Source organism: Nocardiopsis moroccensis, assembly GCF_055763695.1.
In genome coordinates this window covers 792,548-816,449 of the sequence record NZ_CP199747.1, presented here as the reverse complement: position 1 = coordinate 816,449, position 23,902 = coordinate 792,548, and the positions used below count along the sequence as shown (strand labels likewise).

Annotated in this window: 19 protein-coding genes and 1 tRNA gene; 12 read left to right on the top strand and 8 right to left on the bottom strand. The window is 70.5% G+C overall.

The annotated features are described in order from the left end of the window. Window positions 1–55 precede the first annotated feature (55 nt). A complete protein-coding gene (locus ACUKCB_RS03385) occupies window positions 56–796 on the bottom strand; it encodes a maleylpyruvate isomerase family mycothiol-dependent enzyme (protein WP_473038978.1) in 741 nt (246 codons plus the stop codon). Window positions 797–956: 160 nt separating this feature from the next. Between ACUKCB_RS03385 and ACUKCB_RS03380 the strand changes: the two genes are divergently transcribed. Then, window positions 957–1,898: an MBL fold metallo-hydrolase gene (locus ACUKCB_RS03380; RefSeq protein WP_473038977.1), complete on the top strand. Its 942-nt coding sequence runs from the start codon at window positions 957–959 to the stop codon at window positions 1,896–1,898. A 205-nt stretch (window positions 1,899–2,103) separates the two neighbouring features. Then, on the top strand, window positions 2,104–3,549 hold the full coding sequence (locus ACUKCB_RS03375; protein WP_473038976.1) for a WGR domain-containing protein: 1,446 nt from the start codon (window positions 2,104–2,106) through the stop codon (window positions 3,547–3,549). Between the two features lie 563 nt (window positions 3,550–4,112). Here ACUKCB_RS03375 and ACUKCB_RS03370 read toward each other — a convergent pair. After that, window positions 4,113–4,898, bottom strand: a complete 786-nt coding sequence (locus ACUKCB_RS03370; protein ID WP_473038974.1) for a class I SAM-dependent methyltransferase — start codon at window positions 4,896–4,898, stop codon at window positions 4,113–4,115. A gap of 302 nt (window positions 4,899–5,200) precedes the next feature. On the opposite strand from ACUKCB_RS03370, the gene ACUKCB_RS03365 reads away from it, so the two are divergent. The 7 genes from ACUKCB_RS03365 to ACUKCB_RS03335 all read left to right on the top strand — a co-directional run bounded on the left by ACUKCB_RS03365 (window position 5,201) and on the right by ACUKCB_RS03335 (window position 12,109). After that, window positions 5,201–5,812: a hypothetical protein gene (locus ACUKCB_RS03365; RefSeq protein ID WP_473038973.1), complete on the top strand. Its 612-nt coding sequence runs from the start codon at window positions 5,201–5,203 to the stop codon at window positions 5,810–5,812. Further along, on the top strand, window positions 5,809–6,954 hold the full coding sequence (locus ACUKCB_RS03360; RefSeq protein WP_473038972.1) for a PrsW family intramembrane metalloprotease: 1,146 nt from the start codon (window positions 5,809–5,811) through the stop codon (window positions 6,952–6,954). Before ACUKCB_RS03365 ends, ACUKCB_RS03360 begins: the two co-directional genes overlap by 4 nt. 82 nt (window positions 6,955–7,036) lie before the next feature. Then, window positions 7,037–7,306 carry a hypothetical protein gene (locus tag ACUKCB_RS03355; protein WP_473038971.1) on the top strand — a complete coding sequence of 90 codons (270 nt, stop codon included), beginning with the start codon at window positions 7,037–7,039 and terminating at the stop codon, window positions 7,304–7,306. Between the two features lie 162 nt (window positions 7,307–7,468). Further along, the gene (locus ACUKCB_RS03350; protein ID WP_473038970.1) at window positions 7,469–8,710 is read left to right on the top strand and encodes a helix-turn-helix domain-containing protein; all 1,242 of its coding nucleotides are present in this window, start codon (window positions 7,469–7,471) and stop codon (window positions 8,708–8,710) included. A gap of 132 nt (window positions 8,711–8,842) precedes the next feature. Further along, window positions 8,843–9,280, top strand: coding sequence for a hypothetical protein (locus ACUKCB_RS03345; RefSeq protein WP_473038969.1), 438 nt, complete (start codon window positions 8,843–8,845; stop codon window positions 9,278–9,280). A 983-nt stretch (window positions 9,281–10,263) separates the two neighbouring features. Further along, on the top strand, window positions 10,264–11,100 hold the full coding sequence (locus ACUKCB_RS03340) for a hypothetical protein (RefSeq protein ID WP_473038968.1): 837 nt from the start codon (window positions 10,264–10,266) through the stop codon (window positions 11,098–11,100). Window positions 11,101–11,257: 157 nt separating this feature from the next. Then, window positions 11,258–12,109 carry a hypothetical protein gene (locus tag ACUKCB_RS03335; protein ID WP_473038967.1) on the top strand — a complete coding sequence of 284 codons (852 nt, stop codon included), beginning with the start codon at window positions 11,258–11,260 and terminating at the stop codon, window positions 12,107–12,109. A 230-nt stretch (window positions 12,110–12,339) separates the two neighbouring features. On the opposite strand, the gene ACUKCB_RS03330 is transcribed toward ACUKCB_RS03335, so the two are convergent. Further along, a tRNA-Pro gene (locus ACUKCB_RS03330) sits at window positions 12,340–12,413 on the bottom strand. Window positions 12,414–12,590: 177 nt separating this feature from the next. Then, complete coding sequence (locus ACUKCB_RS03325) at window positions 12,591–14,279, bottom strand: hypothetical protein (RefSeq protein ID WP_473038966.1); 1,689 nt, start codon at window positions 14,277–14,279, stop codon at window positions 12,591–12,593. Between the two features lie 446 nt (window positions 14,280–14,725). Here ACUKCB_RS03325 and ACUKCB_RS03320 point away from each other — a divergent pair, with 446 nt between their 5' ends. Next, window positions 14,726–16,489: a TIGR03767 family metallophosphoesterase gene (locus ACUKCB_RS03320; RefSeq protein ID WP_473038965.1), complete on the top strand. Its 1,764-nt coding sequence runs from the start codon at window positions 14,726–14,728 to the stop codon at window positions 16,487–16,489. Window positions 16,490–16,564: 75 nt separating this feature from the next. On the opposite strand, the gene ACUKCB_RS03315 is transcribed toward ACUKCB_RS03320, so the two are convergent. Continuing rightward, window positions 16,565–17,446: an EamA family transporter gene (locus tag ACUKCB_RS03315; RefSeq protein WP_473038964.1), complete on the bottom strand. Its 882-nt coding sequence runs from the start codon at window positions 17,444–17,446 to the stop codon at window positions 16,565–16,567. Window positions 17,447–17,595: 149 nt separating this feature from the next. On the opposite strand from ACUKCB_RS03315, the gene ACUKCB_RS03310 reads away from it, so the two are divergent. Further along, a complete protein-coding gene (locus ACUKCB_RS03310) occupies window positions 17,596–18,534 on the top strand; it encodes a LysR family transcriptional regulator (RefSeq protein ID WP_473038963.1) in 939 nt (312 codons plus the stop codon). Window positions 18,535–18,554: 20 nt separating this feature from the next. On the opposite strand, the gene ACUKCB_RS03305 is transcribed toward ACUKCB_RS03310, so the two are convergent. From ACUKCB_RS03305 to ACUKCB_RS03295, 3 genes are all read right to left on the bottom strand, one after another. Continuing rightward, the gene (locus ACUKCB_RS03305) at window positions 18,555–19,583 is read right to left on the bottom strand and encodes a glutathione S-transferase family protein (protein ID WP_473038962.1); all 1,029 of its coding nucleotides are present in this window, start codon (window positions 19,581–19,583) and stop codon (window positions 18,555–18,557) included. A 165-nt stretch (window positions 19,584–19,748) separates the two neighbouring features. Next, window positions 19,749–20,834 carry a class I SAM-dependent methyltransferase gene (locus ACUKCB_RS03300; protein WP_473038961.1) on the bottom strand — a complete coding sequence of 362 codons (1,086 nt, stop codon included), beginning with the start codon at window positions 20,832–20,834 and terminating at the stop codon, window positions 19,749–19,751. 143 nt (window positions 20,835–20,977) lie between these two features. After that, window positions 20,978–22,105, bottom strand: coding sequence for an NAD(P)-binding domain-containing protein (locus tag ACUKCB_RS03295; RefSeq protein ID WP_473038960.1), 1,128 nt, complete (start codon window positions 22,103–22,105; stop codon window positions 20,978–20,980). A 151-nt stretch (window positions 22,106–22,256) separates the two neighbouring features. Between ACUKCB_RS03295 and ACUKCB_RS03290 the strand changes: the two genes are divergently transcribed. Continuing rightward, window positions 22,257–23,477, top strand: a complete 1,221-nt coding sequence (locus ACUKCB_RS03290; protein WP_473038959.1) for a cation:proton antiporter — start codon at window positions 22,257–22,259, stop codon at window positions 23,475–23,477. The last annotated feature ends 425 nt before the right edge of the window (window positions 23,478–23,902 follow it).

The following is a 23,902-nucleotide window of genomic DNA, read 5'->3' as shown; positions in this document are numbered from 1 at the left end:
AGCGTTTCGGCCGCCTCCACCTCCCCCTCGCGCCCGATCCCCGGGACTCCCCCGGCTACCCGGTTTCGGCCGCGGCGAGGAGGCGGTCGAAGGAGGCCTCGCTCCCGGTGATCTCGAGGGTCTCGGTGCCGGTCCGCCGCCACAGGGCGAGCAGTAGTTCCGAGGCGGTGGCCTGGACCGCGCAACTGGCCCGGTAGGCCTCGCGGCGTACCCGCCAGTGCTCCCCGGTGTGATCGATCGTCCACGCGTGGCCGGTGTCGGTGGCGCTCAGCAGGACGGAACCCACCGGCCTCACCGGTTCCGTCGGCAGTCCGAGGACCTCCCGCAGCCCCAGGAAGAAGCTGAGGAACTCGTCCACCCCGTCCGCGGCCACGTCAGCGGGCAGGGGCCCGGCCCTGCCGACCGCGTTGAGCAGGTCCCAGGCGTGCACGGAGGTCTCCTGCGCCATGCGTCTGTGGATGAACGCGGCGTCCTTCTGCGGCGCCCAGGTCCAACGCGGCTCGGTCGGATCGACCCCGGTGAGCACGGTGAGGGTCTCGGCCAGGCCGTCCCGGTACCAGCGCAGCAGGTCCTCGTCCCCGGGCCGCTCCGGCCGCACGTACCCGTCGTCGGGGTCCCTGACCGCGCCGGAGGCGATGGTCCGCCAGAAGTGGTGGGTCTCGCCGACGTGCCAGACCAGGTCGTTGACGTTCCACTCGGGGCAGGTGGGTACGTGGGCGTGCGGTCTGTCCTGGGCCGCGTCGGCCAACAGTGTCCCGCTCTCGCGGAGAACGGTGAGGTATCGGGGGGCGTCCATGTTCGGGACGTTAGCACCTCGTACCGGCGCGGACCCGGTTTTCCACAGCCCGGCGCAGCCCGCCCCGGCGGGTTCGGGCGGAGCGCCCCCTCCCCGCCCGGCGGCGGGATACGCTGCTGCCGCCACAGGGCGCAACGAGCACCAGCCGAAAGGGCCTCGCATGGGACAGACCGCGCTGACCGGGCCGGACGCCGGGGAGCTGAGCGAGATCGTCGAGGGCGTGTACGCCTGGGTACAGCCCGACGGCACCTGGTGGGTCAACAACGCGGGCGCCGTGGCGGGGGACGACGGGCTGCTCGTGGTGGACACCTGCGCCACCGAGACCCGGACCCGGCGTTTCCTGGACGCGCTCGCCGCCGCCACGGCCGGGGCGCCCCTCAGGTGGGCGGTCAACACCCACCAGCACGGCGACCACACCTACGGCAACAGCCTGCTCCCCGACTCCACCGCGCTGATCGGCCACACCGCCATGCGCGAGGCGCTCAGCGAGGACCCCCTCCTCGAGAGTCCGCCCCCGGTCTGGGACCCCGTCCCCGAGTGGGGCGACGTCACCCGCAGGCTCCCCTCCCTCACCCTCGAACGCGAACTCACGCTCCACCTGGGCGGGCGCCGCGTCGACCTGCGCCACCCCGGCTACACCGCGCACACCCCCGGCGACGTGGTCGCCTGGCTGCCCGAGGAACGCGTGCTGTTCACCGGCGACCTGCTCTTCCACGGGCTGACCCCGCTGGTGCTGATGGGCTCGCTCGACGGGGCGCTGCGCTCCCTGGAGTGGGTGCGCTCCTTCGGCCCCGAGCACGTGGTGCCCGGTCACGGGCCGCTTCTCACCGGCGCCGAGCTGGACGGGGTCCTGGCCGCGCACGAGCGGTACTACCGGTTCGTCCTCGAGGCCGCCGAGGGGGCCGTGCGCGAGGGACGCCCGCCCCTGGAGTGCGCGCTCACCGTTGAGCTGGGCGAGTTCGGCGACTGGGCGGACGCCGAGCGGATCGTCATGAACCTCCACCGTGCCCGGGCCGACCTCGTCGGGGAGCCGTTGGACCTGGCGCGGGCCCTGTCGGACGCGGCGCGGTGGAACGGCGGGCCGATGTCCACGAGCCTGTGACCGGTACGGCGGGGGCGGACCCCGGAGCGGGGACGCGGTCCCCGTGGCGGCGGGGCGGGTTTCCGGAGCGCCCGATTGTCGGTGCCCGCCGATAGTTTCGGAACCAGTCGACACGGCCTCCGGGCCGGTGACGTCCCCCGTCCCCCTGTCCGGCGTCCGTTTCCCCGGTGTGCGCCAGGCACACGATCACCGAAGGGTAAGCTCCATGGCCCCCAGCACAACCAGCCCCCACACCTACCTGGAACTGTCGGAGGAGGGCGGCGGCGCGCACAAGTTCTACGAGGTCAGGATCGACGGCACCGACGTCACCATCCGGTACGGGCGTATCGGGGAGAGCGGCCAGTCACGCACCGCGAGCCACGCCACGGCCGCCAAGGCCGAGGCGACGGCGGCGAAGAAGATCGCCGAGAAGATGCGCAAGGGGTACGCGCCCGCGGTGGCCGGGGTCCGCCAACGGCGTGCCGTGACCAGGCGGACGATCGTCAGCCGGCGCTCGACCGCCCGCCAGGCGCCGGTGCTGTGGCGGTTCCGTTCGGGCAGCCCCGCCTTCGGCATCTTCGTCGACGACGAGCGCTGCTGGGTCGGAAACGAGCAGGGGAACGTGTACACCCTCTCGCACGAGGGCACCGTCACCGCGCGTTACGGTCTGCCGGACGGCGTCAAGTGCATCGTGGCCGACGACTTCTGGATCTACGCGGGCTGCGACGACGGCAAGGTCTACGACCTGGGTGCCAAGATCCCGCACGTGGCGTACGAGATCGCCGAGGACGTCGACATCTACTGGCTGGACATCCACGACGGCGTCCTGGGGGTCTCCGACGTCGCCGGCAGGGTCACCGTGATCGACCACGAGGACGAGTTCCAGTGGTCACGGCGCAGCGCGGGCAGTTCCGCGTGGATGGTCCGCCACGACGAGGCGGGTGTCTACCACGGCCACTCCCGGGGCGTGACCATGTACGACGCGCACACCGGGGACGAGCGCTGGTCGGTCCCGACCAGCGGCGCGGTGCTGTTCGGCTGGCAGGAGGGCGACGAGGTCTTCGCCGCCACCTCCCGCAACTCCGTCGACCGCATCAGCAAGGGCGGGGAGCACCGGTCGACCTACCGCTGTGACGGAGCGGTCTTCTCCTGCGCGGCCTCACCGGACGGGCGATACGTCTTCGCCGGTGACAGCCACTCCTCGGTCTACTGCTTCGCCCGGGACGGACGCCGCCTGTGGAAGCTGGCGACGGGGTGCGGGTCGGCCTACTCGATGCAGTTCCACGAGGACCGGCTCTACATCGTCACCACTGACGGTTCCCTGGCCTGCATCGACGCCACGGAGTCCGCGATCGTCTCCGCGGAGCGGGGCAGTGTCCCCGACCCGGTGAGCGTGAAGGCTCCGGCGTGGGACGCGGTCACCCCCGCCACCGAGTTGGAGACCGTCCGCGCGGGCGAGGTCACCGACGCCGACGGGGTCGTCGTGGAGTGTGTGGACGAGGGCGGTCGGCTGCGCGTGCGCGTGGTGTCCGAGGGGTTCGACCCGTCCCTGAGGGTGCAGTTCCCCAAGGACATCCGGCGTCCGGGCGCCCGCTACGTCGTGGGCGAGATCCTCACGTCCAGCGGCGGCGGTTTCTACCGCGTCCGCGGCGACATCCGGCGCCTGGGCTGACCGTCCGCGAGCCGTGCCGCCCACGCTCGGGGCCCGTGCGGACACGGGCCCCGAGTGTGTTCCCCGGCCAGACGGCGGTGCGCTCCGCGCCCTCCCGGTACCGCTCCTCCAGTTCCCGGCGCACCTGGCGGACTGCGAGTAGGGGGCCGAACCTTCTGGTCGATGGTCACCCCGAAGAGGACCAGGAAGAGTCTGCGGGCGTTCTTCCCGGACCGGTCGAGCACCGCCGACGTAGGCGGAGTGGCTCGTGATCCGGACCTGCGGACCGCTTCGGCCTGGCGCCGCTCCTCCCGTCGGGCTCTCACGGAGGGGGAAGCAGGCGTCCGGCGGGGCGCGCGCTGTCCGACCGCTGCCGCCCCGGGGTGGTGACCGGGGATGGCGGCGGGACCACACTCCTCGGACCCGCGATCCGCCCACACGGATGACAGCTTCGGTGACAGGGGTCCGAACAAAGACCGACCTGCGACTGGACCGCAATCATTCAGCCCGTGTGTTGACACGGAACGGTCGTGTTCCCGACCGATGGTGACGAAAGTGTCGTCAGCTCGTTCCCTGCCGACCGCTCACTCCGGTGCCGTGACCCTGATCTTCGACTGGCCGTGGGGAAGCTCCTCCCAGTCCTGCATGAACCGCGCCCGGAGGCCGTGCTTCTCCGCGAGCGCGACGAGGGTCTCGGTGCGGTAGTAGAAGTCCTCCCGCAGCACGTGGTGTTCGGTCCCCTCGGTGCGGTCGAAGGTGAAGTCGAAGAAGCCTCCGGGGGCGAGCACCCGGCCCACGTGGGCGAGGCACTCGTCGATCACCTCCAGGGGCGAGTGCGAGAAGACGCTGTGCGCGTGGACCACGTCGAAGGCGCCTTCGGGCAGGAAGTCGAAGGTGAGGTCGTGGGTGAGGGTCAGGTGGGGCAGCTTGTGCTGGAGTCCGCGCTGGGAGAGGACCTTCTTGCCCGCGATCAGGATGTCCGGGGAGATGTCGATGCCGTAGTAGCCGCCCGTGTCCAGGTAGTCGATGAACCGCCATCCCGCCCGGAGGTTGCCGCAGCCGATATCGAGCATCCGGTGCTCCGGCTTCAGCCCGTGTCCGAGGAGGTAGTCGAACTGCATCTGCCCGAGCGCGAGCCAGCGATCCTCGTTCCGGCTGCCGACCGCCGCCCGGGGATCGCGGGCCGCGTCGGAGGCCATCACCGCGCGGTAGTAGGAGACGTGGTCCCGGTGGGTGAGGCGCAGGCGGAGGTCACGGGCGGACCGAAACAGATACGGTCCGATCCGGCCGGGGTTGCGCAACGCGTAGCGAATCCGGTGCACCAGTGAGGAGCGATCCGCGTTGAGGGGGTCGATGGTCTGTTTCGGCATCGGTCGCCCGTGCCCTCCGTCGGTGTCGGTAACACTGGGATTGGCATCACATCACAGGCGGACCACCACACCAAGGAACCTCTCGGGACAGGCCGCTTTCGGTCGGTCGAGGCCGTCCTTCCCTCCGGCCGGTGGCCCGGGAGGGGGCGTTCGGGTGGCAAAATGCCGGTCTCGCTGTCCCCGCTTCTGGTGAAATCACCACAAACATGTGCCAAGTGCCCGCTGTTTCGTCAAGGCGCCCTCCCCCGGATGTTTCGCTGGTGATGAGCACTCATGTCCGAGAACGCAGAGACGGGGGCACGATGGCAGAGGAGAGCGCGCAACTGCGCCACGCCAGGCCACGGGGACCGCGGAGCAACTGGGTCCCGCTGGGCGTCGCCGCGGCGGTGGTGGCGGTCCTGACCCTCGGTTGGGCGATGGTGAACGCCGCCCTGCCCGCCACCGAGGCCGTCCCCGCGGGTCGCAGCATGACGCTCGGCTCCGGAGAGGGTTATGAGGCTTCGGTGACCTTCGACGAGGACTGGCAGCTCGACACCGGCGCCAGCTCCCAGGGACAGCAGTACCTGTTCACGAAGGGCCCGGTGAACCTGCAGATGAGCGTGGTCACCCCGCCCCAGAAGGCCACGAGCACCGAACTGTGGGAGGGCCTGCGCGACATCGTGCGGGTCGGTGACGCCTCGGCGGCCCTGGGCGAACCGGAAAAGGTCACCTCGGACAGCGGCAGCGAGGGCCTGCGCGGCGACCTGCACCTCGGGCAGCACACCGGCACCGCGACCGTCTTCCCCTCACCGAACGGGGGCTTCGCGGTCGAGACGCGTACCGTCGGCGCCGAGGCCGGTCAGTCGGAACTGGCCGAGGCGGAGGAGCTGGTCCAGTCGATCCGGTTCAGCCGGTCCACGGGAGGCACCTCATGAGTCACGCACGCCCCGAACCACACGTTCCGTCCACCCACAGCGGCCGGGTCCCCTCCCCCCGCGACTCCGGACAGGGCCAGGAGGGGGGTGAGCGCCTCCCCGACCCGCGACGGGACCGTCCCCGCGCCCAGCGCCTGCCCGGGCTGACCGCAGCGGTGCTCCTCGCCGTGCTCTGCCTGCTCGGCTTCGGTTTCACCCTGTTGAACTTCGCCGGAGCGATCCGGGTCTTCACCGTCGAGGCGGTGGTCTCGGCGCTCCTGCTCACGGCGGTGGGCGTGCTCGGGTTCTGGCTGCTGCGCCGCATCCGGCCGGTCCGTGCTCCGGGCCTGGCGTCCTCACTCGTGGCCCTGCTCTGGGGGGCGACCGGGGCGATCGGCCTCGCGCTCTTCACCAACTCCACCCTGATGTCGGCCTGGTCCAGGGCGGGCGGACTGGAGTTCGGGACCACCTGGGGCGCCGCACTGACCGCACCCGTCAACGAGGAGCTGCTCAAGGTGACCGGGGTCGTCCTGATCGCGGTCATGGCCCCGCGCGCGGTCCGCGGCCCGATCGACGGCTTCGTGATCGGTGCGCTGGTGGGGCTGGGCTTCCAACTGGTGGAGAACTTCACCTACGCGTTGAACACGATCTCGATGCAGGGCGCCACCGACGGCATGCTCTCCGTCCTCCAGAGCTTCTTCCTGCGGATCGGTCTCACCGGCCTGGGGTCGCACTGGGCGATGTCGGCGGTGGCGGGCACCGCGGTCGGTGTGCTGGCCGCGGTGGCCTGGCGGCCCGGCGCGCGCCGGGCGGCCGGGGCCGCGTTGCTGCTGCTGTTGGCGATGGGGGTGCACTGGTTCTTCGACTCGCCGCTGCTGGGAAGCCTGGTCGGCATGCTGCTCAAGACCCTGACGGTGTTCGTCGCCGCGATGGCCGTCTACTTCGCGGCACGGCACGCCTACCGCGGCAGGGTCCGCCGGGCCCTGGCCGAGGAGGGTGAGGAACTGGGTGTCCGCCGCTCCTCGGCGACGGCCCTGGCCACCCGGCACGGACGCCGCACGGAGCTGGGCCGGGTGGCGCGCCCGGAGCGGCCCGCCGTCCGCGCCCGCCAGGAACAGATGGTGGCGATGGCCGAAGACCGGGCGTCGGAGTACCGCGCCTGACACCGTTCACGGAGCCTTCGGAGCGGCGGCCGTCGTCGCGCTGGCACCCGCACTGCAGTGGCGTCGCACGCACCCGCTGCTGGTGATCCTGCTCATCTTCGGCGTCTCGGCGGTGCTGCGGCTGCTGACGGGCGGACAGGCAGCGGAGCTGTACACCGTGGTGGCCTTCCTGCTCCTTCCGTACTCCCTGCTGCGTTGGGGTTCCGGTCGCGAGATCGTCGCCCACCACATCGTCGCCCACCACGTCAGCGCGATGGCGATCCGCGCACAGGCGGGTCTGGCCGTGCCGGGGGTGCGCTCCGGCGTTCCTCCTCCCCCGCCGGGTCCTGACCGGTCTCCCGGGCGGACCTGAGCGGCCTTTCCCGGCGGACCCACCCCGGGGCTCGGAGGGGGTCCGGAGGAGCCGGGCGACGCCGGAGGGGGCCCGGTCGGAGGAGGTCGGGCCGTTTCCGCCCCGGGGCCGGAGGGGCCCTCGTAGCCTGGACTCCGCGGCACCCCAGGGAAGGACGATGCGATGCCCGTGGACGGCACCCCGGACCCGCACGAGGTCGAGATCCCGTTCGGCACACGCCTCAAGCTGAACCGCACCAGACGCGGTATGACCCGGGAGGTGCTGGGCGGCCTGGTGGGGCGCTCCGCCTCATGGGTCAAGGCCGTGGAGACCGGGCGTCTGGGTACCCCCAAACTCTCGATCCTGCTCCGCCTGGTGGAGGCGCTGCGTATCCGCGACCTTGCCGAGCTCACCGGCGAGCAGTCCGTTCCGGTGGAGCTGTTCACCGGCCCGGGGCACGCCCTGCTGCCGAGGGTGCGCGAGGCGGTCAACGCCCTCCCGGTCGGCGACCCCCGGCCCGCTCCCCCGCTGGAGCACCTGCGCGCCCGACTGGCCGGGGCCTGGCGGGCCAGGCACTCGGCACCCAACCACCGCGAGGTGGTCGGCCGACTGCTTCCCGGATTGTTGGAGGACGCACAGCGGGCGGTGCACCAGGCCGATGGGGCGTCGGTGCGGGCCAGCGCACGGTCGGTACTGTCGCAGGTGTGTTCGCTGGCGCAGTTCTTCATCGCCTACCAACCCGCGCAGGGCCTGCTGTGGCGGGTGGCCGAACGCGGTATGGCCGCGGCCCAGGAGGCGGACGACCCGCACGCCCTGGGGGTGGCCGCCTGGCTGCTGGCCCAGGCGCACCGGGACGCGGGTGATTGGGAGGCCGCGGACGCGGTCACCGAGGACGCCAGCCACCACCTCGCCCGGCACCTGCCGGACGGCGGCAGGGACGTGCTCGCGGTCTGGGGCGCCCTGCGGTTCGAGGCGGGGTACACGGCGGCACGGCGCGGAGAGGCCGGTTCGGCGTGGCGGCACTGGGACACCGCACACCGGGCGGCCGAACGGCTGCCCGCCTCCTACTACCACCCGATGACCTCCTTCTCCCGGCCGGTGATGGGCGCGCACGCGGTGACCGTGGCGGTGGAGCTGCGCAGCGGCCACGAGGCGGTGCGCCAGGCGGAACGGGCCCCGGCGGAGGCGATCCCCTCACGGCCGCGGCGGGCCCGGCACCGGATCGAACAGGCTCGAGCCCACCGTCTGGCCGGACAGCGGGACGAGGCGCTGCGGGTACTGGAGGCCGCACACGAGGCGGCCCCCGAGACGGTCCGGTACAACGGTTTCGCCCGCCGGATGGTGCTGGAGGAACTGGAGTCACGCGAGGGGCGGCACCGGGACCGGGCGGGCGGACTGGCCGAACGGATCGGTTTACTGTCCTGAGCTGACCGGGAATCCATCCGGGGACACATTCTGTACCCCTCGAATCATTGTCGACACCTAGAGTTACCAACCGTCAGAGTTCCGGGTGTTTCAGGGGGTGCCCGGGGCCCGTTCAACAGTTCGGGGGGCGCCGTGGGCGACGCCGCCACCATCGAGGCACAGAACCGGTCGGCACTGGAGGCCTGGGCACGGGCCATGCACGCGACGATCGTTCCGGTGGCCGAGAACTGGTGGTCGATCACCTACCAGGCCGAGGCCGTGCTGGCCGACGGCAGCCGGATGCGCTGCCGTTACCGCTACATGATTCCGCCCCAGGCCGCCCTGCGGCGCTGGCGGCGCACGTACGTGGTCGGCCTGGTCCACACCGACGGCCGGGCCCGGTGCCACCACGTGCGGCAGGTGATCCCGGTGGGCGACACCGAGGCCGAGGCCAGACACCGGGCCGAACTGATCGCCTCCGCCCTGGTCGCCACGGAACGCAAGGGCGCCTGCGGTGCGAGCGTCGCCAACCTGGAGGCGTACGTGGTCGAACCGGCCACCCTGTGGAAACCGCGCGTCGCGAGGTACTGAGCGGGCGCGCGGGAAGCCCGAGGTGCAGCACCCGTCTGCCCCACAGGACCCCCGGGAGATCTCATCCTCCGGCGCGCCCCCGACTGAACCCATCCACCCGTACTCCACGGTCCGGGGCACCCTGACCAACGGCGAGGCACTCTCCCGGAGGAACTCGTCGGGTATTACCGGACCATGCTCTCCACCGACTGGGATTCCGGTCCGGTGAGTTGCTGACCGAGCCGGTCGAGGGACAGCGCCAGACCGTGGGAGGACTCGCCGTAACCGGAGAAGACTGATCGTCCGGGATGCCGGAATCAGCGACACGCCCCGGGTCCTTGCCCGACTCGTCGACAACGGTGAGTTCACCCAGGTCCTTCAGCGACCCGGCAGCTGACGAGTTCCAGCGCTCGGACGAACCTGTTCCTGGAACGATCCGTGAGCTGAATCCCGTCTTTTCGTCTTGCTCGTTTCTGTCAGCGGGATGGGCTGAGACCCATCGCCACCATCACCGGCGAGCGCGAGGACACGAGCCTTGGGACCCATCTCGTTCGACCGGTACCGGAGACCGAAGAGTGTCACGGATTCCCCTCGCCGCCCCGCACGTGCGGGACCCGGACATATCGACCTGGTTGCACATATCAGAGCCTTCGACCTGCAATCGTCCGCCCGCACCGCAAATAAAAACCATCAATCCCTTCAGCCCCGGGACTGGCAAGCAGCTCGCGACTTCACGGACGCCGACCTGGTGGCCAGGTTGCCATTTGACTCCCGTCGGAATTATCCACTTTTTTTCACTTCTTTCTTGTGGTCGACCAAGGACAATTCCACGAGAATGTCCACCTCACCCGGAACCTGCTGGTTTTTGCCCACTGTTTTTCCAAGGATCCGTGTGATAGATCATTGACCACGGAGGCCAAAGAATCCGACCCTTGAATATGGGGCGCCGATTCCGAACTCCCAAGCGAATACCCACCAGCCGAAAAAGCGGACACGGAGAGATAATGATCAATTCCGCACAGGGATCGCAGATCCCAGCTGTGACCCTCGATGACGTCGAGAGCCTCGACGGCGGCACCCCGGAGGTGCTCTACCTCACCTCAGGGGAAGGGGGGCTGGCCACTCCGCACCTGATTGACCCGAAGAAGGGGCAGAACAGCGAGAACCACGACGGCAGCAAGGTACCCCAGCCGAACGGCAACCCGACGCTCACTGCCGAGCAGTACGGGGCTTATTCCAAGTGCATGGTCGCGGCCAACCTGTACGCCTGGGGGACAAGGTACTTCGCCGAGGACCCGGAGGACGAGAAGAAGCAGTTCCCCATCGACCCGCGCAAGAAGACCGACCTGTGGTACACCCGCTACTTCCGAATCCTGCCCCAGATGGGTTGGTACTACAACGAACTCTCCTGGAGCGGGATCGGCGGCAGCTCCGGATCGCTCAAGATCGACGCCAAGATCCTGGAACTCGCCGCGAAGATTCTGACGGAGGACCAGATTTCGGCGATCAAGGCGTTCCTCAAGGATGCCGAGGAGGCCTGGAACAACAACCGCAACAAAATCGAACTCTTCGGAACCTACGAGAAGAACTCCGAACAGGGAGAGTTCAAGGTGGGAACCCCAACACTCAATGAGTACAAGGCCGTCACCTACGGGGCCATGTACTTCTCCATGGCAACCAGCGTGAAACTCCAGAACATTCTGTTCTTCAACCTGGACATGTCGAAATCGAAGGTCTACTACGGAAGCCAGAAGGTCACGCTGGACTGGTCCACCTACACGAAGAAGAAGGACTGGATCGAAAAGATCGCCAGCGGCCACGAACCCACGCCACTGCCTTAAACGGCCTGCACGGCCCTGAAGCCAGGCGTGGCCACCTGGCCTGAACAGCCGACCAAAGGGCCGTGGGGACAGGCGGAGGCCGCCTGACCCCTCTGCGTGGGCGCGGATCGACCTGGTCCGCGCCCGCCCCCTGCATCATTCACGCCAAAGGAGACACATGATCTCGACGCACACCACACACGGACCCGTATCCGCTTCTCATGTGGAGAAACTCAGGGACAGCGCACCCGAGGTGCTCACCGCGGCCCCAGCACCGGAGGCGGAGCATCTGCCCCACCCAGACTCCGCTTTCCCCCAGGTGCGAAGTCTGAACTTGGGTGACTACGCCGGATGCGCGATCACACAGGAGAAGAACCGCCCTGCCCTGAACCCTGAGCAGTGCGAAGCCGTTCTCTCCACCAGGCTCTTCGCGCAGATCTACGCACACGGACTCCTCTACTTCGCCAATGACCCGGCTGAGGAGAAACAGGAGTTCCCTATCGATCCGCGCGAGAAGACCGACCTGTGGTACACGCGTTACAACAGGATCCTGCCTGCCATGGGGTGGTTCATAACCGGGATGACGTGGAGTGAAGTCCGGGGGACGGGCACACTGTCCGTACGGGCCGAAGCCGGTCAACTACTCAAGAAGACAGCCTCCGCCAGCGAGCAGAAGGCGTTCGAGCACTTCCTCAAGGACTACGACACGGCCTTGGCGAAGAACCCGGCCGGCATCGACCGGCTCGGTACCTACACACGCTTCTCCTCGGCCGCCGAGGTGTCCTTGTGTCAGGCCGGGATCAACGAGAACAAGGCCGTCACCCTTGGCACCCTCCACCTGTCCTTGGTTACGAAGGGACCGATCAGGCAGATCCTCACCGATCAGCTCAACTGGACCGGGAGCAAGCTGTATCAGACCCACACGCAATCCACTTTGGACTGGGAGTCCTACCAGCAGAAGAAGAGCTGGATTCAGAATGCCGTTGCCAAGTATCGGCACTGGGTGACTCCGCTGGAGACACGGGCCTGACACGTGGGTGCGCGGTTGGAGCGTCCAGCGGTACCAGGGATCGAACGCAGCCTTGGTGGGCGGCGAGCAAACGCAGTGCCACGGTGTCCACAGCCCGGTCCCGGGCAGCCTGTCCGTGGCGGGCGCCGGCCACGGACAGGGCTTCGTGGCGCCCACCCCGGTAATCCCACCTGGAACGCAGAAAGAGGCCCACCGGACGGTGGACCTCTCCATAACCTGCTTTTCCTCTGTCGGGACGGCGGGATTTGAACCCACGACCCCTTGACCCCCAGTCAAGTGCGCTACCAAACTGCGCTACGTCCCGGCCGCTGGGCGGTGCCGTCTCCGGCCCCGCCAACAGGTGAAACCCTACCGTATTCGCGGGGGCGCTCGAACCAGGCCGGCTCTCACCGGCCGGTCCCGCACGACCGCCTCCCACAGCGCTCCGCCAGGTCGCGGCGTCCCGCTGCCGGGCCTGGGCCGGCCTCCTCACCGTGTGAGGTCAGGGGCGCAGACCGCGCAGCAGCGGGGACCGCTCGTCCTCCGTGACGAGGACGACCGCCCCCGGAACCGCCACCACATCGGCGGCGCCGGGGTACTCGGCCCGGAGCACGATCCCGTCCTCCCACCGGGTGGTCTCCCCGAAGGGGGCGACCACCACCGCCGTGGCCACGCCTGCCACGTCCGTCTTCCGCGCGATGACCAGGGAGTCGTCGAGCACGGCGATCCGGGAGGACCCGACGGTGTGGACGAGGAAGGCCTCCTCGACCACGGCCGTCCCGGTGATCCGCCCGGAGGTGTCCACCCGGTGGAACGTCGTCTCCAGGTCACCACTGTCCACGGCGAGGACCGTCCCGTCCGCGTCGGCGTACGCAACCCCGATGAGGTCGTCGCCGGCGGCCAGGTCCTCGGGGAGTGCGGCGAGCTCCTCGCCTGCGCCCGGGTCCAGGACCACGGTCCGCTCCTCGGGCCCGTGCCGCACGACCACCGGTGCCCCGGCAGCTCCCGTCGGGGCTTCCTCCAGCCGGGGCTCCGGAACCTGAGGCAGCACTTCCCACAGCTCCGTGCGCCACAGTTCGACCTCCATCAGCGGGTCGACGGCCGCGACGGCGGCCCGCGTCCGAACACCCTCCCAGCGGAAGGGGTTCCCGGTCTCGACGGACCGCCGGACCGTCTCGGCGTCCGCGTCCTCCAGACAGCCGAACACACCCACCAGCCGGTGGCCGTAGTTCCCGGTGTGCGAGACCACGCAGTCCTCGGGCAGGTCCAGAGCCTCAGCCACCAGCTCACGGCCGTGCTCGTTCATCCAGCCGGTCGAGGGCACCTCGGCGTCCGCCCCCTCCTCGAGGATCCCGCCCGTCCCGGCGTCCAGCACCACCGTCTCGAAACGGTCCCCGCCGCCCCCGGTGTCCTCACCGACCCGGTGGCGCACGTGTACGCGCCCGTCCTGGACCCACACGTCCCGGACCTGGTCGTGGGGGCGCCGGTAGGACCAGAGCTCGGATCCGGTCGTACCGTCAAGGGCCACGGCACCGTCTCCGAGGAGGACCAGCGGCCCGTGGCTCCCCGCGTGCACCTCCTCGATCCCGGTATCCATCGGCGGCCGCCACTCCCAGCCCGCCTCCGAGACCTCCGCCGGGACCGGGGCGGGCTCGGCGAGTTCGTCGGCGACGTGGTGCGGCACCCAGGGGACGAGGAACCGGGCGGTCAGACCCGCGACCAGGGCCACGGCCAACACGCCCGCGCAGACGAGGGGAACGGTCCGGCGGAGCTGCCCCGGTCCGGGCCTTCGCCGGGCCATGAGCACGAGCCCGCAGCCCAGCGCGACGGCACAGGCCGCCAGCCACAGGTGCACGGCGGCCGGTGCGGGCTCGAAGGCCCGGGGGTCGCTGGTGGTGGCCTCGAAGGCGTGCTCCGGGAAGGCGAGCCAGGCCGCCGACAGCCCGAGCCCGGCCGCCACGCACAGCCAGAGCAGGTATCGCTCCGCAGCGCCGCTCCGCCGGCCCAGCACGAGCGTGAGGGCGAGGAGCCCGGCCAGGGCGGAGACGATCCACCACCCGCCCCTCCCGGACAGGCCACCGTCGTCCGCCAAGGCGACGGCGCCGATCCACAGCAAAGCGCCGACCAGCAGCCCCGCACCGGTCCAGGCCAGGGTGTCCCCCACCCGTCCGGGCTTCTTCTCCTCCGTCACGGGACCGCTCCCCACCGCGCGCTGTCCGACCTGCCGCCGGAGAACCTAGCAGGGCGTCCCGGGCCGGCTGTCGGTAGGGCCCGGGCGGCCCTGGCCCCGGCTCGGGGCGCCCGGGACGGGGCCAGGGCCGCCCGTTTGGCCGCATCCGGCCAAACATGAGAACCCCTCACCTTTATGACGGTTCATCGAGGCCGCGGCGAACTCCCCGGGACCCGAAGCCGACCCGCAGGTGGACGCCGGAACAGCGCCGCGGAACGTCCGGACCACGGGCCCGCGATCCCGGAAACAGGCGAACCGGTGATCGTACCCACCCCGTGCCCGGGCCCGCCCGATCCGGGTCCGGCCCGGGCGACGCACCCCCGTTGCCCCGCACCCTCCTCCCGGCCTTTAATGACGGCGCCCCCACCCCGCAGGCCGCCCCCGGCCGGGCCGAAAGGACTCCCCCCATGCCACCCCTCAACCGGCGCGGATTCATCACCGCCACCGCAGGCCTGGGCTTCGCCCTCGGCCTCCCCGCCCTCCCCGTCTCCGCCGCGACCCACGACAGACTCATCCGCCAGACCCTGGACCGGGTCGCCAACCCCGAAGGCACCACCTTCGCCGAGGTCGCCTCCCCCGTCGGCGACGGCTACCGGCTCCTCACCGCCGGGCCGGGCTGGCCGCTGGAAGTGCGTGAGGACCTGGTGTCCGCACAGGCGGGCCGCGACGAACGGCGCACCCCGCTCGCAGCGTTCGTCCAGTTCACCGACCTGCACATCCTGGACGTACAGAGCCCGGTGCGCTTCGAGTACACCCACCCGATCCTCGGTTCCAGCGCCCATCGGCCCCAGGAACCACTCGCCGCGATCGGCGCGTCCGCGCTGGTCCGCAGAGTCAACTCGCTCCGTGCGGGGCCGGTCACCGGACGCCCCTTCGACTTCATGATGACCACCGGCGACAACACCGACAACCACGAGCGGATCGAACTCGACTGGCTCATGGCGGTCCTCAACGGCGGCCCCCTCACCCCGGACACCGGCGATCCCTCCCGGTTCGAGGGGGTGCAGAACTGCGGGTCGGAGCTGTACTGGCAGCCCGAGAGCGAACTGCGGGACCGGTACAAGGCCCAGGGCGGGTTCCCCCACCTACCCGGGTTCCTGGACGCCGCCAGGGCCGAGTTCCACAGCCCCGGACTGGACGTTCCCTGGTACTGCACCGTGGGCAACCACGACAACACACCTGCGGGCACCCTGCCCGCGGGCACCATGGACGAGCTCTACGTCGGCGACCGCAAGCTCATGTTCGCCGACGAGGAGGTCACCGAGCGGACTGCCGAGGCCATGACCGAGGAGGACCGGCTCGGCGAGGTACCCGACGAGGTCGAGAGCCCCGCCGCGCCCGGCACCATGTCGACCTCCGCACTGACCTCCACCGTCACCCCCGACGAGCGACGCACCCCCTTCGACACCGCCGGCTTCGTCGCCGCCCACCTCGCGGAGGCCAACACCGGCCCCGGTCCGGTCGGCCACGGCTTCACCGAGGAGAACGCGGACGGGGTGGACTGCTTCTACACTTTCCCGATCGCCGAGGGCGTCACGGGGGTCAGCATGGACACGACCACCCTGGCGGGGCTGGCCAACGGTTCCATCGGCAGGACCCAGTACCGGTGGCTGGAGCGCACCCTGCGCGCGTCGAGCTCGGTCTACTACGACCTGTTCGGGCGGCGGCGCACCCAACAGGTGACCGACGAGCTGTTCGTACTGTTCAGCCACCACACCAGCGACACCATGAACAACCCGCTACCGGACCGGCGCCGCCCGGCGGAGATCCGCTACGTCGGCGAGATCCTGGTGGCCATGCTCAAGCGCTACCCCAACGTGCTGGCCTGGGTGAACGGCCACACCCACCACAACAAGGTGCGGGCACACACCTCCAACGTCCCGGAACGGGGTTTCTGGGAGATCAACACCGCCTCGCACATCGACCACCCGCAGATGGCCCGCAGCATCGAGATCGTGGACAATGCGGACGGCACCGTGTCGCTGTTCACCACCCTGTTGGAGGCCGACAGCCCTTACCAGGTCGACCACGGCGACTACTCCGCCGAGGGCCTGGCCTCGCTCTACCGGGAGCTGTCCGTCAACGACCTGTACGCCGACCCCGCCAACTACGGTCAGCCGGAGGACCGCAACGTGGAACTCCTCGTCGCCGCGCAGCACCCGGCACGGTAGGCGCGGACAGCAGGTCCGGCGCGGCCCCTGCGGGTGGCCCGGGGACGCGCCGGCCTCCCCGGGTCACCCGCAGGACTACCGGGAGGAGTGTCCGCCGGCCGGGACCGCCCCGTCCCCGGCGGCGGTTCCCTCCCCCACCGGTTTCCCGGCCCGACCGCCCAGGGCGGTCAGTGCCACACCGCCCACGAGGAGCACCGCCGCCGCCAGGCTCAGCACACTGATCCGCTCACCGAGGAACAGGAACGCCGAGGCCATGCCGAAGACCGGTACCAGCAGCGAGTAGGGCGCCACGGCGGAGGCCTCGTACCGGCGGAGCAGGTGGCCCCAGGCCCCGAAGCCGAACACCGTGGCGGCCCAGGCGACGAAGGCGATCGCACCCGCCCCGGCCAGGTCCAGCCCCCGTATCGCGGCCAGGCCCGCCTCGGGGCCCTCGACCAGCAGGGACAGGGCGAACAGCGGCAGCGGCGGCACCACACTGACCCAGACCATCCAGCTCAGGGCGTCCGGCGGGGCGGCTCTGCGGGTGAACACGTTGGACAGCCCCCAGAACGCGGCGGCCGCCACGACCAGCACGAACGCGGTCAACGGTCCCGATCCGCCGTGGTCGTGGGCGGCGACCGCGATCCCGCACAGGGCGACGGCCATCCCCAGGTAGCGGACCGGGCGCAGCCTCTCCCGCAGGAAGAGCACCGCGAAGAAGGCGGTGAACACCGCCTGCACCTGCAGGACCAGCGAAGTCAGCCCGGCCGGCATGCCCAGGTGCATGCCGGTGAAGACCAGGCCGAACTTGGCCACGCCCAGCACCAGCCCCACCAGGAGGATCCAACCGAACGCGACGCCGGGGCGGCGCACGAAGAAGACCGCGGGCAGGGCGGCCACCAGGAACCGCAGAGCGGAGAACAGCAGCGGTGGGAAGTGGTCGAGGCCGACCTCGATGACGACGAAGTTGACCCCCACACGGCCGCGACCAACACGGCGAGAAGGGAATGGGAGGGACGCATGGAACCGATCATGGCTCCACCCTGGATTTAGCACCAGCGAAACCTTCTACTAGGTTGGTTTCAGACCTGCTTAAAGATGGGCGGGCCTCCTCGGAAGGAGCCCCCGTGCTCGACCTCTCCCGGCTGCGGGCCCTGCACGCGGTACACGTCCACGGTTCGGTCAGTTCCGCGGCCAAGGCGCTCGGCTACACCCCCTCGGCCGTCTCCCAACAGGTCACCAAACTCGAACGCGAGACCGGGACCGCCCTCCTGGAGCGCCAGGGGCGCGGGGTCGTACTCACCGACGCAGCCGAGATGCTCGTGGGCACAGCGGCCCGGATGCTCACCATCATGGAGACGGCCGAGGTGGCGCTGGAGGAACGGCGCGGCAGACCCTCGGGGCGCCTGACCGTGGCCGCCTTCTCCACCGCGGCCCGCGGTCTGCTCCCCCTTCCCCTCGCCGAACTCACCCGGGAACATCCCGACCTGGACCTGCGGGTGGTCGAGGAGGACCCACACGCCACCCCGCACATGGTCGCCCAGGGAACGGTGGACCTCGCCGTCGTCCACGACTGGGACATCGCACCGATGACCGTCCCCGACGGGGTGGTGCGCACCGTGCTCGGCGAGGACCGCTGCGACGTCCTCCTCCCCCGAGCACACCCCCTCTCCGAACTCGCGGTGCTCAGCCGCCGGGACGTGGCCGCGGCCCGCTGGATCTGCCAACCGCCCGGCACGGTCTGCCACGACTGGCTGATGCGGACCCTGCGCCCGGTCCTGCCCGAACCGGACATCGCCCACTTCGTGGCCGAGTACCAGACCCAGATCGCCATGGTCGAGGTCGGCCTGGGCATCGCCCTGGTCCCCCGCCTGGGCCGGGGAAGCGTCCCCGACTCGGTGGTGGTCAAGCCCCTGGACCCCACCCCGGTACGCGGTGTTTCCGCGCTCTGGCGTGAGGGGACCTCACGCCGCCCCGCCGTCACCGAAGCGGTGCGCCTGCTACGCGAGCACGCCGCCCACCTCTGCCCTCCAACACCTGTGCCGGACCTGCCCGGTCACCGGTGAACCACCACCCGCTCCGACGGTCAGCCCTGCTCCGCCAGGGGCGGGACGCGCTCGCCCTCCGGGGCGGGCCCGGGCGGGCTGCCCTCCCCGAAGGGGCTGCCGCCGAGCGACTCGCGGCCGTGCTCGGTGAGCCAGCCGCGGGGGTCGGGGCCGACCGCGACCACCCCGGTCGGGTTGATCGCCGTATGCACCCGGTAGTAGTGCACTCTGATGTGCTCGAACTCGGTGGTGTCGCCGAAACCGGGTGTCTGGAAGAGGTCTCTCGCGTAGGCCCACAGCGCCGGGTACTCGACGAGCTTGCGGCGGTTGCACTTGAAGTGGCCGTGGTAGACCGCGTCGAACCGGACCAGGGTGGCCCAGAGCCGCAGGTCGGCCAGGGTGATGTGTTCCCCCACCAGGTAGCGGCGGTCGGTGAGGCGCTCCTCCAGTGCGTCCAGCCGGGCGAAGACGGCGGCGACCGCCCTGTCGTAGCGGTCCTGGTCGGGGGCGAAACCGGAACGGTAGACACCGTTGTTGAGGTCCTGGTACACCCGCGCGCTCACGGTGTCGATCTCCTCGCGCAGAGCCACCGGATACAGGTCCGGGGCGCCCTCCCGGACCAGCGGCCCCCACTCGGTGGCCATGTCCACGCTGAGCTGGTCGTAGTCGTTGGACACCAGGTGTCCGCTGGGGACGTCGACCAGGCCGGGCACGCTCACGCCGCCGTCGTACTCCGGATCGCGGGCCAGGTAGGCCTCGCGCAGGGCGTGGATGCCCAGTACCGGGTCCCTGCCGTCCGGGCTGCCGGTCCGCTCGGTGAACACCCAGTGCGGGTCATCCTCGATGATCTCCTGGACCGGGTCGGTGACGGCCAGCGAGACGGCCCCCTCCAGGCCCATGAGCCGCCGGGTCATCACCACCCGGTGCGCCCAGGGGCAGGCCCGGCTGATGACCAGCCGGTAGCGGCCCGGTTCGGCGGCGCGCCCGAACCGGCCGTCGGCGGTGATCCGGTCGGCGAAGGCCGCCGGCTCCCGCCTGATCTCCTCGGTGGGAAGCTTGTTGGCCCGCATACCGGCTACCTCCGACACTCTGGGAACTGGTTCCGCCCTCGATCCTAGGTCCCGGGAAAGCAGGGCAGCCGGTTGTCCACAGGCCTGTCCCGCACGGTTCTCCCGCCCGCTCGGGGACGGCCGCCGCTCGGCCCGGCGCGGGAACCGTACCCGCGCCCGGCCGGGTCAGGTCCTGGTACAGACGTAGTAGCTGTTGAACGGATCGGTGTCGATCTCCTTGACCTCCACCTCACCGAAACCGGCCTCGGCCAGCATGGCGCGGGCCTTCTGCTCACCCCACGCCGTTCCCAGACCGTCGCCGTCCAGAGCCAGGGAGACCGTCATGCAGTGCATCAGGGAGACCGTGTAGACGAAGGTCGCCCAGGGGAGGTCCAGGTTCTCCTGTAGACGGCTGGAGGCCTTGATGTCCACCATCAGGAACTTCCCGCCGGGCCGCAGGGCCCGGTGGATCCCGGCGAGCACCCGGGCGGGGCGGGCCTGGTCGTGGATGGAGTCGAAGGCCGTCATCAGGTCGAACTCCCCCTCGGCGGTCATCTCGGCGACGTCGCGCAGCTCGAACCGGACGTTGGAGAGCCCCATGGCTTCGGCCTCTCCCCGGGCGAACGCGAGGGCCTCCTCGGAGAAGTCGTAACCGACGAACCGGCTCCGCGGGTAGGTGCGCCCCATCACGTTGACGGCGTGGCCGCGCCCGCAGCCGACGTCTGCCACGTCGATGCCCAGGGCGAGCCGTTCGGGCACGCCCTCCACCAGGGGCAGGGTCGTGTCGATGAGGGAGGCGTCCACCACCTCGCCGCTCTCCTCGGCCATGACCTGGTGGAACCGCTCGTAGGCGCTGTAGGGCACCCCACCGCCGTGGCGGAAGGCGTCCTCCACCCGCTCGTCGACCTGGGCCAGCATGGGCAGCATCGCCGTCAGGCGAGCCATGTTGTCGGGCCCGGCCGCGCGGGTCAGGCAGGCCGCGTGCTCCGCGGGCAGGAAGTAGGTGTCGGCGTGCGGGTCGTACTCGACGAGTCGGGAGGTCGTCGCCCCGCCCAGCCACTCGCGCACGTAGCGCTCGTTCAGGCGGGCGGCGTCGCTGATCTCCCGGCTGGTCATCGGGCCGCGGCCGGCCATCGTGTCGAACAGGCCCAGCCGGTGGCCCAGACTGCAGATGAGGGCGGTGCTTCCGGATTCCAGGACACCGACCATCCGACCGGTGAACTCCTCCACCCTGCCCCGGTCCAGATCCTGTGTGGTGGTCCGGGTACTCATCACGGGCTCCTTCCCCGAAGGGTGCTTCTCCCGCACGACGGCGGGCCGTCGGACCGGCCGTGGCACCGGGGGTTCAGGGGGGTCCGTGTCCGGGCCCCGATGTTTTCGGGGCCGTTCCCGGCCAACGTGACTGAGCGGACATTCTACTCCTGGGCCCTCCGGGTCCCCAAGGGTCGGTCGGCCCCGGTCTGCGGAGCGGAACGCAGTTCGGCGACGGCCTGGCGGGCCACGGTACGGCCGGCCCGGTTGGCGCCGATGGTGCTGGCCTGCGGACCGAACCCGGCGAGGAACAGGCGCGGCTCGCGGGCCGAGCGTCCGTCCTCGACGCGGACGCCGCCGCCCGGTTCGCGCAGCCGCAGCGGCGCCAGGTGGGTGAGTTCGGCACGGAACCCGGTGGCCCAGATGATGGCGTCGACCGGCTCGAAGGAACCGTCGGCCCAGCGCACGCCGTCGGGTTCGATCGCGCTGAACACGGGTCGGGCCACCAGGAGCCCCCGGTCCCGTGCGGCGAGGTTCTCCGGTGTGGCGGGCAGCCCGGTGCCGCTGATGATGCTGGGCAGGGGACGCCCCGCCCTGGCCGCCTCGTCCGCCGCGCGTACCGCTCTGACTCCGCCCCGGGGATCGTCGACGAACTCGACCGGTCGGCGGGTGACCCAGACCGTACCCGCGGCCACACCCTCCAGTTCGCGCAGGAACCCGACCGCGGAGGTGCCTCCGCCCACCACCAGCACCCGCTTTCCGGCGAAGTCCTGGGCCGAACGGTACTCCGGGGTGGAGATCTGCACACCGCGAAAGTCCGCGGCCCCGGCGAAGTAGGGGCGGAAGGGCCGCGTCCAGGTGCCACTGGCGTTGACCACGACCCGCGCCGCGACGTCCCCCTTGTCGGTGGTGACGAGGAAACCGTCGTGCTCCCGGCGTACGGCGGTGACCTCTACCGGCCGCACCACGTTCAGCCCGAACCACCGCTCGTAGCGGTCGTAGTAGTCACGCACCACGTCCCGGGCGGCCCGCTCCGGGTCGGCGGTGGCGAAGCTCAACCCCAGCTCGCGCATCCCGGGCAGGTCGTGGACCCGGTGCGCGTCGTCCAAGCGCAGTGACTCCCAGCGGAACTGCCAGGCCCCACCGGTGTCGGGCCCCCGGTCCAGGACGAGGAAACCGGTACCGGGCCGGAGCCCCAGCCGCCGCAGGTGCCAGGCGACCGAGAGCCCGGCCTGCCCCGCGCCGACGACGACCACGCCGGTCTCTTCGACAAACCTCACGGTGTCCGACATCGCCTCTCCCGCCGTCGCCTTCCCCTGGTCGGAACACCGTCGCGGGACGGACGTCTTCCCAACGGCCGCACCCGATCCGGCAAGGCAGGTATTCGGTCAAGGACGGATCTGCTGACGCGCAGGTCACCGCCTCCTTCGTTAACATTCCCGCATGGCCGAGGGACACATGCTCGTCGACAACCTGCTCTCGATGTGGTGGATCGCCCTGGCCGCGGTTCTCGCTCCGGTACTGGCGCTGGTCACGCGCCGCAAGGTACCGGACGTGGTCTGGCTGCTGGTGTTCGGCACGATCATCGGCCCGCACGCCCTGGGCCTGGCCGACGAAACAGAATCGGTCCAGTTCCTGCGTGAACTCGGTCTGGGGTTCCTGTTCCTGTTGGCCGGTTTCGAGGTCAACACCACCGACATGCGCGGCAGGCAGGGCAGGCACGCCGCCCTGACCTGGGGATTGTGCGCCCTGCTCGGCTTCGGGGCCGGGATGCTCCTGCTGCAGGGGGACACGCACGTCGCGGTCGTGCTGGCGATCGCCTCGACGTCGACGGCTCTGGGCACCCTGTTGCCCATCCTCAAGGACTCCGGTGCGATGGAAACGCCACTGGGGCGGGCCGCCATGGTCCACGGCGCCTACGGCGAACTCCTGCCGATCGTGGCGATGTCGCTGCTGCTGTCCACCCGGGGCACCTGGCAGTCCGCGGCGATCCTGCTCCTGTTCTCCGCGGCCGCGGTGGCCGTCGTCGCGGTCCCGGGACGCTTCTTCAGCCGTCTCCCCCTGCTGAGGCGGGCCTTCGCGGACGCGTCCAACACGACCATGCAGACCACCCTGCGCGTCACCGTGCTGGTCCTGGTCACGCTGATGCTACTGACCGCCGCGCTCGAACTGGACGTCGCCCTGGGCGCTTTCGCGGCGGGCCTGTTGCTGAACGCCGCTCTCGGCGCCACGGCGCCCGAGCACGCGGCCGAGGTCATGCACAAGGTCGAGATCGTCGGGTTCAGCCTGCTGATCCCGGTGTTCTTCGTGACCAGCGGCATGGGCATCGACCTTTCCGCCGTCGCCGCCCGGTGGCCCCTGCTGTTCGGTTTCGTGGCCGTGGTCCTGCTGGTGCGCGGGCTGCCGGTGTTCGTCCGTGAACGCTGGACCGCGACGCATTCCGGGCTGACGAGGACGGGCGACCAGGTGGCACTCGGCCTGTACGCCGCGACGGGCCTGCCCATCATCGTGGCCGTGACCCAGGTCGCGGTGTCCTCGGGGGTCATCGAGGACACGATCGCCTCCGTCATGGTCACCGCCGGCGCCCTCACGGTCCTGCTCTTCCCGTTCGTGGCCTCCCGCGTCGTGCGCGGGGGACCGGACCGGAAACGGGCTCACCGGTAGGTGAGGGCCGACTCTGCGCGCGTGCTCAGGCCGCGCGAGGCCTGAGCACGCGCCCCTCGATGTGCCTGCGGCTGACTTGTCGGCCGCACCGTCCCACGCACAAGGTCGGGGCGAGACCACCGCGGCCCTCACCCGCCACACCGTCACCGGAGAGAGCCGGTCTCCTCCCGAGGCGGTGCGGCAAGGGATCCGGGCGAAGGCCTGCTGTACCCGAGGGCGTCAGACCATCCGACACAGCACCGCTCCCGGGGGTCGGAGAAGACACGTGACGGGAGTCGGTAGGCGGTTCCGGCGCCCGCCCCTCACCCATCCGGTCCTTCGGCCGGAGCAAACGCGCAGTGGTCGAGAGCTTTACCGTTGGCAGAGGCGACCCAGCGGATGGACGGTACCGATGCCCCGAGTCGACACATGCCTCCTACCCGTCC